General features: G+C 34.3%; 15 protein-coding genes. 10 read left to right on the top strand and 5 right to left on the bottom strand.

What is annotated here, in order from left to right:
* Positions 1–43 precede the first annotated feature (43 nt).
* Complete coding sequence (locus H9650_RS02445; protein ID WP_144537716.1) at positions 44–388, bottom strand: DUF3899 domain-containing protein; 345 nt, start codon at positions 386–388, stop codon at positions 44–46.
* 233 nt (positions 389–621) lie between these two features.
* Here H9650_RS02445 and H9650_RS02440 point away from each other — a divergent pair, with 233 nt between their 5' ends.
* The 10 genes from H9650_RS02440 (at position 622) to pepF (ending at position 13,139) form a co-directional block, all read left to right on the top strand.
* Positions 622–2,334 (top strand): peptide ABC transporter substrate-binding protein, encoded by a 1,713-nt coding sequence (locus tag H9650_RS02440; RefSeq protein WP_151110793.1) that lies wholly within the window; start codon positions 622–624, stop codon positions 2,332–2,334.
* A 190-nt stretch (positions 2,335–2,524) separates the two neighbouring features.
* A complete protein-coding gene (gene opp3b / locus H9650_RS02435; protein ID WP_144537720.1) occupies positions 2,525–3,457 on the top strand; it encodes an oligopeptide ABC transporter permease in 933 nt (310 codons plus the stop codon).
* A complete protein-coding gene (opp3C, locus tag H9650_RS02430) occupies positions 3,457–4,476 on the top strand; it encodes an oligopeptide ABC transporter permease (RefSeq protein ID WP_151110791.1) in 1,020 nt (339 codons plus the stop codon). The genes opp3b and opp3C overlap by 1 nt, the downstream gene beginning before the upstream one ends.
* Positions 4,477–4,491: 15 nt before the next feature.
* Positions 4,492–5,547, top strand: a complete 1,056-nt coding sequence (locus H9650_RS02425; protein WP_144537724.1) for an ABC transporter ATP-binding protein — start codon at positions 4,492–4,494, stop codon at positions 5,545–5,547.
* On the top strand, positions 5,547–6,488 hold the full coding sequence (locus tag H9650_RS02420) for an ABC transporter ATP-binding protein (RefSeq protein ID WP_151110789.1): 942 nt from the start codon (positions 5,547–5,549) through the stop codon (positions 6,486–6,488). The genes H9650_RS02425 and H9650_RS02420 overlap by 1 nt, the downstream gene beginning before the upstream one ends.
* Positions 6,489–6,871: 383 nt before the next feature.
* The gene (locus tag H9650_RS02415; RefSeq protein WP_151110787.1) at positions 6,872–8,086 is read left to right on the top strand and encodes a putative glycoside hydrolase; all 1,215 of its coding nucleotides are present in this window, start codon (positions 6,872–6,874) and stop codon (positions 8,084–8,086) included.
* 574 nt (positions 8,087–8,660) lie between these two features.
* Complete coding sequence (spxA, locus tag H9650_RS02410; protein ID WP_186318146.1) at positions 8,661–9,056, top strand: transcriptional regulator SpxA; 396 nt, start codon at positions 8,661–8,663, stop codon at positions 9,054–9,056.
* 222 nt (positions 9,057–9,278) lie between these two features.
* Entirely contained in the window at positions 9,279–9,941 is a 663-nt protein-coding gene (gene mecA / locus H9650_RS02405; RefSeq protein WP_144537730.1) for an adaptor protein MecA, read from the top strand.
* Between the two features lie 168 nt (positions 9,942–10,109).
* The gene (locus H9650_RS02400; RefSeq protein WP_191696465.1) at positions 10,110–11,276 is read left to right on the top strand and encodes a competence protein CoiA; all 1,167 of its coding nucleotides are present in this window, start codon (positions 10,110–10,112) and stop codon (positions 11,274–11,276) included.
* A 48-nt stretch (positions 11,277–11,324) separates the two neighbouring features.
* Positions 11,325–13,139 carry an oligoendopeptidase F gene (pepF, locus tag H9650_RS02395; RefSeq protein ID WP_151110783.1) on the top strand — a complete coding sequence of 605 codons (1,815 nt, stop codon included), beginning with the start codon at positions 11,325–11,327 and terminating at the stop codon, positions 13,137–13,139.
* Between the two features lie 629 nt (positions 13,140–13,768).
* On the opposite strand, the gene H9650_RS02390 is transcribed toward pepF, so the two are convergent.
* From H9650_RS02390 to H9650_RS02375, 4 genes are all read right to left on the bottom strand, one after another.
* On the bottom strand, positions 13,769–14,590 hold the full coding sequence (locus H9650_RS02390) for a ClpXP adapter SpxH family protein (RefSeq protein ID WP_191696464.1): 822 nt from the start codon (positions 14,588–14,590) through the stop codon (positions 13,769–13,771).
* On the bottom strand, positions 14,587–14,985 hold the full coding sequence (locus H9650_RS02385) for a globin domain-containing protein (protein WP_191696463.1): 399 nt from the start codon (positions 14,983–14,985) through the stop codon (positions 14,587–14,589). Before H9650_RS02385 ends, H9650_RS02390 begins: the two co-directional genes overlap by 4 nt.
* Positions 14,986–15,110: 125 nt before the next feature.
* Complete coding sequence (locus H9650_RS02380) at positions 15,111–15,701, bottom strand: lytic transglycosylase domain-containing protein (RefSeq protein ID WP_225215864.1); 591 nt, start codon at positions 15,699–15,701, stop codon at positions 15,111–15,113.
* A 48-nt stretch (positions 15,702–15,749) separates the two neighbouring features.
* Positions 15,750–16,325: a CYTH domain-containing protein gene (locus H9650_RS02375; protein WP_191696462.1), complete on the bottom strand. Its 576-nt coding sequence runs from the start codon at positions 16,323–16,325 to the stop codon at positions 15,750–15,752.
* Positions 16,326–16,360 lie beyond the last annotated feature (35 nt).

Raw genomic sequence — 16,360 nt, 5'->3', positions numbered from 1 at the left:
TGATTATTATATATAGAAGAAACTCAAAAATCAAGGGATAAAATTATCCATAATAGAAAAATAATGCAATACAAGTACAAGCTAAAATAGATAACCCTAACGCGAGAATTGGCTTAGGGGAGAAGGAGAAAACTTCGGAAGGAAGTCGCATATTTTCTATTTCATCTCTTAAGTGCTTTCGCGTAAAAAATTTTCTGGAGCTAGATACATATAAATCAAAAAATCCGCCTGAAACAACATATGTTACTAATCCTAAAAATGTTATACCTCCTCCTATATAAAAGGAAATATTAGCGTATGTTTCCAAATCGATATGTTTATATATTAAAAGTATTAGCAAAAAGATTATAATCTGTGCACTTAAAAAATATATTATCTTCTTTTTCATATTTCACCTCTATCAAAAATATTATAGAAGATTTGTTTAAAATAATCAAAACTAATAAAAAATAAAGAAAATAATTAACAAAATAGTTACTAAATTTTCACAATCGTTAGGACAATGTAATGATTTTGTTACAAGACTGTAAAAATATTTATAAAAAGCTATGTACAACTCTCTTATAAAATGTATAATAATAAATGTAATGAATTTTTCTGAATATTAGGGAGGTTATTTTTTTGAAGAATAGCAAATTAGTATGGCTATTAAGCCTACTGTTAGTTGTAGGGCTATTCCTAGCTGCATGTGGCGGCGAAAAGGAAGCAGAACCAGCTGACAAACCAGACTCAACAGACACACCAGAAACAGAAGCTCCAGAAGAAGCAAAAATTGATGAAGAGCAAGTACTAAACTTAATCGCGGGTGCTGAAATTCCAACTCTTGACTCTGCTTTAGTAACTGACTCAGTAGGTTTCGATCTACTAGGCAACATAAATGAAGGTCTTTATCGTTTGAACCAAGAAAACGTAGCTATACCTGCTATTGCTGAAGGTGAGCCAACTATTTCTGAAGATGGATTAGTTTATACGTTCAAATTACGTGATGCTAATTGGTCTGATGGTTCTCCAGTAACTGCAAATGACTTTGAATTTGCTTGGAAACGCGCTATGAACCCAGATACTGCATCTGAATACGGTCCATACATGATGGAAGGCGTTATCAAAAATGCAACTCAAATTGTTGCAGGTGAAGTTGAGTATACTGAATTAGGTGTTAAAGCTCTTGATGAGAAAACATTAGAAGTTACTCTTGAAAAACCAGTTCCTTACTTCTTGTCATTAATGTCATTTGGAACATTCTTACCACAAAAAGAAGAATTCGTTACAACTCAAGGTGCAAATTACTCTAAAAACTCTGAAGCACTTTTATACAACGGTCCATTCGCATTACAAGATTGGGATGGAACAGGGTTAAACTGGAAACTAGTTAAAAACGAACAATATTGGGATAAAGACACTGTTAAACTTACTGAAATTAACTACGATGTAGTAAAAGAGACAGCTACTGCTGTTAACCTTTACAGTAATGGTGAAAAAGACCGTGCTGGTCTATCTGGTGAATACGCAATGCAATATGCTAATGATCCAGAACTAGTAACTGAAATGGATGCATCTGTATTCTACTTCAAGTACAATCAACAACGTAATGGAGAGCCAACTCCACTTGCTAACGTAAATATTCGTGAAGCAGTTTCAAAAGCAATCAATAAGCAAGATTTAGTTGATGTAGTTTTAGCTAATGGTTCTGTTCCAGCTCACTACTTAGTACCAAAAGGATTTACTTTTGATGCTGATGCTAATGACTTCCGCGATGTAAATGGAGATATGTCTGTATTTAACGTAGAAGAAGCGAAAGCAGCTTGGGATAAAGGATTAAAAGAGTTAGGCGTTACTGAGCTTACTCTAGAAATTCTTGGTGGAGACACTGATATTTCTAAAAAAATGGATGAGTATTTCAAAAACCAATTAGAAACAAACCTACCAGGTTTAACTGTTACTCTTAAAGAAGTACCATTTGCTGTGCGCTTAGATCTTGACACAAATCAAGACTATGACATTCAAGTTGCAGGTTGGGGACCAGATTACCAAGATCCTTACACTTTCATGAATTTATGGTTAACTGACGGTGGTAACAACCAAATGTCTTATTCAAACCCTAAATATGATGAGCTAGTAAATTCTGCTAACACTGAATTAGCACTAGACGCAGAAGCTCGTTGGCAAGCACTTGCTGATGCTGAAAAACTTCTAATTGATGAAGATTTCGGTATTGGACCGATTTACCAACGTGGTACTATGCAACTTCTAAAACCATATGTTAAAGGTGTTGTATCTCACCAAATTGGTGGAGACTATAGCTACAAATGGGCATATATCGAAGGTAAGAACTAATTAGTATAAAGCTGTAAAAATCTCATAAAATGAGAGTATATGTATTCCTTTAGGAACATATACTCTCTTTTTAAATGAGTCGAAATATACGAAATATTTTTACTATAAAATATAATTTTGACAAATTACTATTTTTTTTGTTTAATATATAGATTAGTAAAATTATTTATAAAATTTAGGAGGTGCAAAGATGGCAAAATATATTCTGCGTCGTGTTTTTTATATGTTTATCACGCTTTTCCTGATTGCTACAGCTACATTTTTCTTGATGAAGACGCTACCAGGATCCCCTATAAGCTCTGCTTCAAAACTATCCCCAGCTCAACTTGAAATAGTGGAAGCGAAATATGGATTGAATGATCCCATTCCCGTCCAGTATGCAAATTACATGCTTAACTTAGTTCAAGGTGATTTAGGTAACTCGTTTCAGTTTAAAAATGCTGAAGTTACTGATTTAATTCTTAGCCGAATCGGACCGTCTTTCCAAATTGGTGCTCAAGGTTTAATCGCAGGTGTTTTAGTAGGAATTATTCTTGGAATGATTGCTGCTTTAAAACAAAATACAATTTGGGATTATAGCAGTACAATCGTTGCTATTATCGGTATTTCTATACCATCTTTTGTATTTGCAACATTATTACAATATTGGTTAGGTGTGAAATGGCAAATACTTCCTGTGGCTTTATGGAAAGATGGATGGGCTTCAAGTATTATGCCGTCGATTGCATTAGCTATGGGACCGTTAGCTACCGCTGCACGTTTTATTCGAACAGAGATGGTCGAAGTATTGAGCTCTGATTATATTACACTAGCAAAATCTAAAGGAGCAAATGGTACTGAAATTGCATTTAAACATGCTTTGCGTAATGCTTTAATACCATTAGTAACAGTACTTGGTCCAATGGCGGCTGGATTGCTAACCGGGTCATTAGTAATTGAACAAATATTTGCAATCCCAGGAATCGGTGAACAATTCGTTAAATCTATTAATACAAATGATTATTCTATTATTATGGGTACTACTATTTTCTTCTCTGTATTCTTAATTGTTGTAATATTCATTATAGATTTGCTTTATGGAATTATTGATCCGCGTATTCGTTTGTCAGGAGGTAAGAACTAATGAGTCAAGACTTAAAAAAGTTACCTGCTGAATCATTTAACAGAGTTCAAGTAGATAGTAGCCAAGCAGAAAAAATTTCTAAGCCAAGTGTTAGCTTTTGGAAAGATGCCTGGTACCGTATAAGAAAGAATAAAGCTGCTATCGTTAGTGTTTTTATACTATTGATTATTCTTGTTATGTCACTTATTGGTCCACATATTGGCCCGCATGATGCAGAGACACAAACAATTACCCATGCTAACTTACCACCAAAAGTTCCTGGAATTGAAAAACTGGGTATTATGGATGGGTACGGCAACTTGGCAGGTAAAGAAGTAGATTTATATGAATTAAAGAAAGTAGACACATATTATTGGTTCGGAACTGACGGTTTGGGCCGTGACATGTTTGCGCGAGTATGGGAAGGAACCCAGGTATCTCTTTTCATTGCCTTTATGGCTGCGTTAATTGACATGGTAATTGGAGTAGCCTATGGAGGAATTTCTGGTTACTACGGTGGTCGTGTAGACGACGTCATGCAGCGTATAGTAGAAATTCTTATCGGTATTCCAAATTTAGTAATCGTTATTCTCATGATTATGTTTATGGATCCTGGTATCACAGCGATTATTATTGCCATTACGATAACCGGATGGATTGGTATGTCTCGTGTAGTTCGAGCACAGGTTTTGAAATATAAGAACCAAGAGTTCGTTTTGGCTGCCCGTACGCTAGGTGCTTCAAATAATAGAATCATAACAAAACATATTCTTCCGAATGTTTTGAGTATTGTTGTTATAAATACGATGTTTACAATACCTAGTGCAATTTTCTTCGAAGCTTTCTTAAGCTTTATCGGGTTGGGATTACAGCCACCTGCTGCATCTTTAGGTACGTTGATTAATGATGGTGTTAAATTACTTAAATTCCAACCACATATTTTAGTATACCCAGCTGTAATCATAAGCTTACTAATGCTTTCCTTTAACTTGCTAGGTGATGGTTTAAGGGATGCACTAGATCCGAAGATGAAAGACTAAAGGAGGAAAGCAAGGATGGAAAAAATATTAGAAGTTAAAGATCTAGAGCTTTCCTTCCATACTTTTGCAGGAGAGGTTAAAGCCATTCGTGGTGTTAACTTCGATCTTTTAAAAGGTGAAACACTTGCAATTGTAGGGGAGTCTGGTTCTGGTAAGTCAGTTACAACTAAGGCGATTATGCGTTTACTACCTGAGTCTAGCTCAGAATTTAAAAATGGACAAATTCTTTTCAATGGAAAAGATTTAACAAAGCTTACTGATAAAGAAATGCAAAAGATTCGTGGGAAAGACATCTCCATGATTTTTCAGGATCCTATGACATCCTTGAATCCAACGATGACTATAGGTAAGCAAATTATGGAGCCAATTTTAAAGCATCGTAAAGTAAGTAAGGCAGAGGCTAGAAAAATAGCAGTAGATTTATTGCGACTAGTTGGTATGCCAAAGCCTGAGGCACGTATTAAACAATACCCTCACCAATTTTCTGGAGGTCAGCGTCAACGTATTGTTATTGCAATTGCTCTTGCTTGTAATCCACAAATATTAATAGCTGATGAACCAACAACAGCATTAGATGTAACTATTCAAGCGCAAATATTAGAGTTAATGAAAGATTTACAGAAGAAGATTGATACATCAATCATCTTTATTACACATGATTTAGGTGTAGTAGCTAATGTTGCAGATCGAGTAGCGGTAATGTATGGTGGGAAAATTGTAGAAACAGGAACTGTAGATGAAATTTTCTATAATCCTCAGCATCCATATACATGGGGCTTGTTAAGTTCTATGCCTTCATTAGACACAGCAGAAGAAAAGTTGTATGCAATTCCAGGAACACCTCCTGATTTGTTAAATCCGCCTAAAGGGGATGCTTTTGCCCTTCGTAGTGACTATGCACTGAAAATAGATTTAGAGGAATCACCTCCATTCTTTAAAGTTAGTGATACACATTATGCTGCTACTTGGTTATTGCATCCAGATGCACCAAAAGTAGAGCCACCTGCATCAATAGTTGAACGTATGAAAAAGTTCCCTGGAAGTCGTTACTACGAAGGGAGTGTAAACTAATGGTTGAAAAATTACTTGAAATAAAAAATTTAAAACAATATTTTAATGAAGGTAAAGAAAATGAAGTTCGTGCCGTAGATGACATTAGCTTTGACATCTATAAAGGTGAAACGTTAGGTTTAGTAGGAGAATCAGGCTGTGGTAAATCCACAACTGGACGAACTATTATTCGACTATATGACGCCACTGAAGGAAAAGTAATTTATGATGGTGTTAATGTACATGACAAAAAATCTAAAAAAGATTTGAAAATCTTTAATCGTAAAATGCAAATGATTTTCCAAGATCCTTATGCATCATTAAATCCACGTATGAAAGTGTTGGATATAATTGCGGAAGGTTTAGATATTCATGGACTAGTTAAAAATCAAACAGAACGCAAGGCACGGGTTATTCAGTTATTGGAAACAGTTGGACTTAATAAAGAACATGCTGAACGTTATCCACATGAATTCTCTGGTGGTCAACGTCAACGTCTTGGTATTGCAAGAGCTTTAGCAGTTGAACCTGAGTTTATTATAGCGGATGAACCAATCTCAGCTCTAGATGTATCAATCCAAGCACAAGTAGTTAACTTATTGAAGGAACTGCAAGAAGAAAAAGGATTAACTTACCTTTTCATTGCGCATGACCTTTCAATGGTGAAATATATCTCGGATCGAATTGGAGTTATGTATTTCGGTAAACTAGTGGAGCTAGCTCCTGCCGAAGAACTATACTTGAACCCATTACATCCATACACGCAATCGTTGCTGTCTGCTATACCTCTTCCGGATCCTAATTACGAGCGTACTCGTGTGCGTAAATCTTATGATCCGTCAGTTCATAATTATGCAGATGGAGAAGAAATTGCAATGCGAGAAGTTACTCCAGGTCACTTTGTATTTTGTTCGGAGAAAGAATTCAAAGAACTAAAAGCTATTTCTCAATCACGTGTTTAATAAAATTTTTAATAATAGTAGGCTGAATCGAAGAAATTCGAATTAGCCTACTTTTTTATAGGTTGGAGTTAAATGGTTATTGATAATATTTGTACAAAGTTAATATTTTTTCACTAAACCTAGATAGTAACCTATATCTATGGAAGAATATATAAAATATAAAGTTCTAAACTTCGCAAAAAAAGTTTAGTTAAATGCTATTATGGATAAATAAATATATACCCTAAAAATGTCTAATTAAACTTTAATACGAAGAGAGACAAATAATAAAGTTAAATTTTTGATTAATTAGGAATTTTATATCCATATTAGACTTATTGACTCTTTTCATCGAAGGATATAGTTGTTAGAATGTTAGACGTAAAGAAAGGAAGACGGTTATCATGCACAGAATAATAAAAGGAATTTTTGCAACGATGTTAGGTGTGTTTATCGTAGCACCTGTAGTAACTGCAGCAGAGACAAAATCTTTCTCAAATGAATTTACTGCAAAAGAATATGGCTACAAAACAATCGAGGAATCATTAGTAACCTCGTCCAAACTATTTGTCTACGATTCAGGTCTGACTTTTAACTACCCAGATGCAGTAAGAGGTGTTTATGTGACAGGTCACTCTGCGGGCGGGGAGAAATTCAATCAATTAGTCGAGTTAATGGATGCAACAGAGTTAAATGCCATGGTAATTGACATTAAAGATGATTTTGGAAATCTTACTTATAAACCTAAAGAGGATTCTCCTTTGGTTAAATATGAAATAGGTAAACCATACATAAAGGATCTTAGAGGAGTACTTGAAACGATGGAGGAAAAAGAAATCTATCCAATTGCCCGAGTCGTAGTATTTAAAGATACTGAACTAGCTGAAAGAAAACCGGAATTATCGTTTGTAGATAACGGTTCCGTTTGGAAGAATGGAAGAGGTGAAGCATTTGTCAATCCCTTTATGCAAGAAGTATGGGATTATAATGTAGAAATTGCTATCGAAGCTGCAAAAATGGGCTTTAAAGAAATACAGTTTGACTATGTTCGTTTTCCAGAGGGCTTTGAAAAAAGGGATACAACACTTAAATATGGCATAGGTAAATATGGCGAATCGGATTTGGATTCTACGCAAAAAAGAGTATCAGCGGTAACTGACTTTGTTGCTTATGCAAGAGAAAAACTTAAGCCTTATGGAGTCCAAGTATCTGTGGATATATTTGGGTATTCAGCAACACTTCCTGAAGCACCAGGTATTGGGCAAAATTTTTCTAAAATCTCCGAAAACGTAGATGTGATTTCATCTATGATTTATCCAAGTCACTGGACATCCTATTTCGGCATTGCTAAGCCGGATTTAGAGCCTTACCGTCTTGTTCAAGAGTATGCAAAGGTGGAGAATGCTAAACTAGCAGAATTAGAAAGCCCTCCGGTATCAAGACCATGGCTTCAAGACTTTACAGCTTCATACCTAGGTAAAGGCAATTACCTTGTATACGGAAAAGAAGAGGTTGAAGCACAAATTAAGGCGTTAAATGAAGCAGGGATAAATGAATTCTTATTATGGAATGCAGGTAATAAATATTCTTCTGGTGTAGATTACACTCCGATAAATTAATCCATTAAAAAGTAGGCGATTGCCTACTTTTTTTGATTTAGAAAGTAAGAAGAATCATTTTACTCGGAGTTATCTGTGCTCCTCAAGCAATTTTTTTATTCGAAAGGAGGCAACAGAGAGGTTTTACAAATTGTATCTTTGGGAATAACTAATTATATAATAGAAGTGCAATGATTAGATCAATTCATTTTAAGAATTTTGCCATCAGAGAAATGTAGTTTTTTTGTCATAATGAAACTTTTCTTCATGGAAAACGTACTATATAGTGTAACAGCAATTTTCATTAGTAGCTGACTAAATGAGAATGATATTTTTTTATAAAATTATGTTTAGGATCTTATGAAAATGGGTATTAATGTATTAAAAGGCACATTATTATTTTAGAAATATATTAAAATGTACACTTTATGAACGTTCTTTCAAATACTAATGCTTTCAGAAAATATTTCAAATAAATGTATTTTAAATACCTATATATTAGTGTATACTAATAAAAGTATTCAACTTAATTAAATTAATTATAATCTACTTTATATAACACAAGTAACAATCGAGAGGAAGTGTTTTTTGAATGATGGTTACATTATTTACTTCACCAAGCTGTACTTCATGTAGAAAAGCAAAAGCATGGTTAGAAGAGCATGAAATTCCTTACACGGAACGTAATATTTTCTCAGAACCTTTGAGTATTAGTGAAATTAAAGAAATACTTCGCATGACAGAAGACGGTACAGATGAAATTATTTCAACCCGATCTAAAATTTTTCAAAAGTTAAATGTAGATGTGGAGAGCTTGCCACTTCAAAGATTGTACGAGTTAATACAAGAATATCCTGGTTTACTACGTAGACCAATTATATTAGATGAAAAACGTTTACAAGTCGGATATAATGAAGACGAAATTCGTAGATTTTTACCTAGAAAGGTCCGTGCTTATCAGTTATTGGAAGCACAACGACTTGTTAATTAGTGCATAATAAAGCTGGTGGTTTTTCAAAGAAAATTTGAAAAACCACCAGCTTTTCTTTATCAGTTTTACTCGCCGCGTGTTATAATTTTTACATACTGTAAAATGTTGTATCAATTTTTTTAAAAGTGAAGCTGGAATCCTTTTCTTTTTTTCTTAAACAACATACAATAGTATTAGACACTACAGTAATGAGGCGGTAAGAAGCGAAAGGAGATGTGTTAAATGGATATCGAGCGCATCAATGACAACACTTTCAAAGTATACATTTCATACATCGACATTGAAGAAAGAGGCTTCAGCCGAGATGAAATTTGGTTTAATAAAGATAAGAGCGAGCAGCTTTTTTGGGAAATGATGGATGAAGTTCATGATGATGATCATTTTGAAGAGTTAGATGGTCCTTTGTGGATACAAGTTCATGCGATGGAAAAAGGTTTAGAAGTGATTGTCACTCGAACAGAAATGGCAAAAGATGAACAATCAGACGATAGCTTAAGATCAGAAGATTTATCAAATAAGATTTTTAAGAATGCTGTCTCCAATATGGGGCCACATGAGTTTGATGATTTTTCGAACTATATGGATGACCTAGATGAAATACCTTCCGAATATACATTTGTATTTGAAAATTTTGAAGATGTAATTGGCTTGTCTAAAAAACTTGAGGATTTAGATTTTGATACTTCCTTATATCATTATAACGAAAAATATTACTTACATGTAGCGTTTGATATGGATTTGGTTGAGTTAGAAGCTATATTAAATACATTAAGTGTTATTTCAGAATTTGGACAAAGCACTAAAACAACCATTCACATAATTCAAGAATACGGCAAAGAAATAATTGCTAATAATGTAATGGAAGAACTTAATAGACATTTTTAATGCCTTCTTTAAAGAAGGTTTCAGATTGTAGGTGAAGTTATTTTTTAACTTTTTCTACAATCTTTTTTTTATGAATGATTCAAAAACAAAATATATGAAAAAGTAGTTAACATATAAAAATTACATTATTGTGATTTTTTTGAATCCTCTGTATAGTAGGGGATGGAGGTGATTTTCATATTAACAGCTTTAACTACGGAAGGTAAGGTTTTTATCCCTTCTCACTATTCGAATGACATTTTAAAGTATAGTAAGCGCTCCGTTCATTTTCAATGTGCTGAATGTCATGAAAAGGTAATATTAAGAATAGGGAAGATAAAAGTGCCCCATTTTGCACATTACCGCAACTCGTCGTGTACCCATTCTTTTTCAGAAGGAGAAAGCCAAGATCATTTGAATGGAAAAATCCAGCTTTATGATTTTCTAGAACGCTTAAAAATTCCTTGTGAACTGGAGCCCTATCTCCAAGATATTAAACAAAGGCCAGATATTTTAGTCCAAGCCCAGGAAAAAGTAGCATTAGAATATCAGTGCAGTAAAATAACTCCCGAGGTTATTCGAAAACGTAATTTGGGATATCAAAACTCAAATATCCAACCCCTTTGGATCTTAAAAACCCCCGACTTAACCGATTTTTCTTCGAAATCGATAGGTTCGATGAAAATAGCTCCTTTTCAACTTGAATTTATCCTGTCTACCAAAGCGTATGGTAGAATTCTTATCACATTTTGTCCTCAAACAAAAAACTTTTCCTACTTATCTAATTTTCTCCATGCTTATTCCAATTATTTTGTCGTTAAAGTAAATAAATTACCCATTAGTCTACAAACATGGCCATTAGCAATGGTAAAAAAAATAACAGAGGAAGAATTCCAGGAATATCTCATTATTTACAATAAAAAACGTCTAAATCGGTTAAACAATTTATATCTTTATAATAGAAAGGGGATTCAATCCGAATTTTTGAAGGTTTGCTATAGATGGAGAATTCATCCTCAGCAGATACCTATGTTCATAGGCATACCATCACTTGAGGCAGAAGCCTTTCTTGAACATAGCTGTGAATGGCAGCTACAATTAATCGACTTCTTACAAGTAAATAAGATTGCTTTAAATTCAGTTTCTGTTCATCATTATAGTTCATTCCTAGCAACTAGCCGTTGGAGAAAGTCAGAACAAATAGAAAAACGAATGAAGGCTATACAAGCATATATAGATGTAATTCAGGAATGCTTAGAACAGACGGATAAAAATATCTCAGATAGTACATTTAATTACCCAAAAATGTATAAGATACTTTATCAGCATTTCCTTGCAAAGGGAGCAGAAAATTGAGAAAATAGAACTGATTCGTTGCACGAAACAATGGAAGGAGAGGTAAAAATGTCAGCAGACGTTAAGAATAAAATATTAACAAGAAATGAAGTTGAAGAAAATCTTACTTGGAGATTAGAGGATATTTTTCCTACAGAGGATGAATGGGAAAAAGATTTTAGCGAGGTAGCAGAATTAGCTAAAAAGGCATCTTCTTATCAAGGGACGATAGAAAATGGACCGGAAGCATTATTAAATGTATTAACATATCGTGATGAGTTAACTATGAGATTGCGTAAGCTCTACACTTATGCCCATATGCGCAGTGACCAAGATACTGCAAATAGCAAATATCAAGCGATGGATAGTCGGATAAAATCTTTATTTGTAAAGGTTTCTACAGAGCTTTCATTTTTGGTGCCTGAAATATTATCTTTAGATGAAACGACTCTAAAAAATTATTTACAAGAAAATAAAGGCTTACAAGTTTATCGCCAAATGCTTGAAGAAATAAACAAGGAACGTCCGCATGTACTTCCAAAAGAACAGGAGGCTTTACTCGCGCAGTTTGCTGAAATTGCTGGAGCCTCTGCAGATACCTTTGGAAAATTAAATAATGCTGATTTAGAATTTCCGTTTATAAAGGATGAAGAGGGTAATGAAGTACAAATAACACATGGTCGTTACTCACGCTTCTTAGAAAGTGAAGATAGAAGAGTACGGGAAGATGCATTTAAAGCTATGTATGAAACTTATGGTAAGTTTCGCAATACTTTTGCATCCACTTTAAGTGGAAATATTAAAGGTGATAATGTTAATGCTCAAATTAGAAATTATGCATCTGCAAGAGAAGCGGCACTATCGACAAATCACATTCCTGAATCTGTATATGATAATTTAGTTGGAACAATAAATAAAAACGTTCATTTACTTCATAGGTATGTTAGTCTACGTAAAAAAGTTTTAGGCCTAGAGGAGTTACATATGTGGGATTTATATACGCCACTTGTTAAAGAGCTTAAAATGGAGTATACGTATGAAGAGGCCTGTAAGACGATGCTAGAGAGCTTTGAGCCATTAGGTGAGGAATACGTATCAATAGTAAAAAACGGCCTTGAGAATCGCTGGGTGGACGTTGTAGAAACGAAAGGTAAGCGGTCAGGAGCATATTCATCGGGTACCTATGGAACAAATCCATATATTCTAATGAACTGGCAAGATAATGTGAATAACTTATTTACACTTGCTCATGAGTTTGGACATAGTATTCATAGCTATTATACAAGAGAAAATCAACCATATGTATATGGAGATTATTCTATTTTTGTTGCAGAGGTTGCTTCTACTTGTAACGAAGCATTGTTGAATGACCACTTACTCAAAACAATAGAAGATCCTAAAAAGCGCATTTACTTATTAAATCATTGGCTAGAAGGATTTAGAGGAACAGTATTCAGACAAACAATGTTTGCAGAGTTTGAGCATATTATTCATCAATTAGACCAAGACGGAGAAGCTTTAACAGCAGATAAGTTAACAGAGGTCTACTATGAATTGAATAAAAAGTATTTTGGTGATGATATAGTAATTGATGAGCAAATTGGATTAGAATGGGCGAGAATTCCACACTTCTATTACAACTATTATGTATATCAATATGCTACTGGTCTAAGTGCTGCAACCGCTCTGAGCAATCAGATTTTATCCGAGGGCAAACCAGCAGTGGACCGCTATATCAATGAATTCTTAAAGGCCGGATGCTCGGATTATCCAATTGAAGTATTGAAAAAAGCAGGAGTAGATATGAATACAGCTGCTCCAATAGAAGAGGCTTGCCGTGTATTTGAAGAGAAGTTAAATGAGTTAGAGAAACTATTATCGTAATTGTTTATGACGTCCAATCCATTAAAGGATTGGACGTTTTTTAATTCATACAAACTTAAGGAAACTTAGATGTATTCTTTAATATTGACGAATTTGTGAAAGTGGAGCTTAATCGGTTGTTTTTATCACTGGAGCATGCTAAAGTAAGAGTGTGAAATAAATCACAAGATAACATACACCCCTTTGTTTGAACGTGAACATTTCTCCCATCCCCTTTGTAAAAAGCCCTTTCCTAACTGAGGAAAGGGCTTTTTCTTTTTTTTTGATAAAAAAGAAAAAAAGTTCTTTTAAGCAGCTTCAATAAGTAGTTTGTAAATCATACTCGTACATTTATATGTTTTGATAAAAGAAACAAGCCGCGACTCCAGTGGGTTGACTAAGGCAAACAAGCGTGAATGCGGCTATGATGGCTTAACAATCACCTCAGGGCTTCAAATTAGCATCTAATTTAACTATGCTTACTCCAACCTAGTTATTTGTAGCAACAGATGGCTACTCCTCAGCAGAAAGCGTCCGTAAAACGGAAATGCACCTCTATTTTTCAATGATTCATATATAAAATCCAATGTAATAAAAATAACTGTAAACAATTCATAATAGAATTGTTTACAGTTAGCTTCAGTATATATTTATCTATTTTTTAAACGCCATAATACTAGATTTGGGAGCAAAACTCTTTCGACTTCTTGTCGTAAGAGAAGCTTTTTGAGCTCAAATTCAGCTTGTTGCTCTGTTAAACCATAATAATCGGCGATTTCCTTAGTGGTTAATGAATGAAAACGATTAAATAATTTATCTAGTCCGGGTGGATCTTGTCTTCTTGGAAAATCATCTAACATTTCTTGTAAAATTTGTACGTATATATCATAAGAATAAGTGCCGGATATTTTAATGCCTTCATCTTCAATATGTTCATTGAAAAAGACAATCGTAGGAAATGTGTCTACTTCCATTTCACATGTGATGGATAAATCACTTTGGAAGGAACGTAGGCATTCTTTCGACTGAAAGTCACGTGAAAATTCCTCTACATCGATTTTGGCTTCACTAGCTAGCTCCTGTAATACAGAAAAGGAAGTAACATTCTTTGTTTGAAGAAATAAATATTCCTGTATTTTGTTGAAAAAACGAAGTGCTGCTTTTCTACCTTGAAATTCTGCCGCTTTTACTGCAATTGAAGGTAAGACAGAATGCTGGCTATATGGATAGTTTATATTATCGTCTACTGATGTTTCACTTGTGGCGTTGCAAACAGTATTCAAGTTGTTAAGTCGAGTGCTAAGGACTGTACGAATTGTAAAGTACTGACCGTACTCTACTTGCAATTTCCGAATAATCGGTTGCAAATCCCAACAAGCAGAACAAAGTGGATCTAAAAACATATACATTTCAAGTGGCTTGTTTGTAATAGGAGTTGCGATCGGCTCAACCGGAATTTGTATTCTTGTCACATCTTTTCCTCCTCATGACTCATTTGATTGACCATGTGGTTGGCAGTAAGCACAAGTCTTCTATATAAATCATGTCGCACCTTTCCTTCCAGTCCGACTTCGTCCATGGCTTCTGACATGCAGCTTAGCCATGCTTCTGCACGTTCAGGTGTAATCGAGAAAGGGTTATGACGCATCTTTAACATTGGATGGCCATGTTCTTCTGTATATAAGTTAGGTCCCCCAAGATATTGGGTTAAAAATTGTTTTTGTTTACGCGCGGTTTCCGTTAAATCATCTGGAAAAATTGGCTTTAGCTTTGGATGTTTTGCTACTTTGCTATAAAACGTATCAACAAGGAGTGATAATTTTTCTGCACCTATCTCGTCGTATGGTAAAATCGGCCTCTGTGTCATAGTTGTTTACTCCTTTGCTTTAGCGCTAAATACATTTTAGCAATCAAATACGAATATCTCAAACAATTAGACTGTGATAAAAATAAATATAGAAAAAACGACCATTTTTAAAGGTCGTTTATACGTTATGCCAAGAAGTTGTTTAGAACTTTTTTCACATAATTCTCTGTTTCTTTATAAGGAGGTATACCATTATACTTTTTTACTGAACCGGGTCCTGCGTTATAGGCAGCCAAAGCATTTTCTATATTACCATCAAATTGTTCAAGCATTTGCTTCAAATACTTTGTCCCACCCATAATATTTTGTTCCGGGTCAAGAATGTTCTGTACTCCTAAATACTTAGCTGTTCCTGGCATTAGCTGCATCAATCCGGAAGCTCCCGCAGAGCTAACTGCATTTGGATTATAATTGGACTCTTGTTTAATGACAGAAGAAATTAGCTTTGCTGGCACATTATATGCTTCTGAAGCTCTATTTATAAGTTCATCTATTGATGAGGAACCTATAGAAGTAGAAGCTTGTCTTATATTTAAGGAATTATTTATACCATTTTCGGGTATATAAACTGGTAAGTCGCCACTATAAAATAGTGAATCTATATTATCAGATGAACTGCTATTAGTATTACCTTGCAGAACCTGGCCAAGCATTTCTGAAAACAGGGCGGATGTGCTATTGTTTTGGGTGCTTTGGACACTTCCCAGTATTTGCATTGCATTTATATCCATCAATGTTTTTAAAGACTTAATATCTATAAGTCATCAACCTTTCAAAGAATTCATAGCCTTTACAAGGCGTGCAATCTTTTTATCGGTCAAACGAAGGGGAATTTGATGCCTATCCAGTAATTTAAAAAAGAATTTTTGCCCTTCTTCGACATCTTTACATTCAAATTCTATCTCATAATCTTCTACGTTACTATATAAGGAGTGATCCAAGAAAAGTGTTCCTTCTTCTAACTTCAATTGGGCGCGATTAGTTTGTATGCTACCAAAGCAAGTAAGAGGTTTAGTAGAAATAATCTCCTCTATAAACGGAATGGAAGGAAAAATAGCTTTCTGTATAATTATATCTCTTTCATCATCAGTAACCAAAACTGTTTGCTCATTCATAATATGCTCTTCAATTGGAGTCTTCAGTGTAAGCTCATTGCGATCATCAAGAACTCTTAAACGAAACCCCATGCGATTATTTTTAAAGAATTGGTCTGCTGTATCGTAATAATAATTAACCTGAGTTTTAAATTCATTTGGTTTAATGTTAAAGAAATCACTTATTCTCGTGAATTCTTCTTTAGTTAATAAGTTTTTAAATTCAATCTCTTGCTCCGATTGCATAGTCTCACACCTTTCTTATTATTTCATTATAGACG

The sequence above is a fragment of the Psychrobacillus faecigallinarum genome (assembly GCF_014836595.1).
GTDB lineage: Bacteria > Bacillota > Bacilli > Bacillales_A > Planococcaceae > Psychrobacillus > Psychrobacillus faecigallinarum.
Note: the sequence above shows the minus strand (reverse complement) of the source record. Positions and strands in the feature narration are given on the sequence as shown.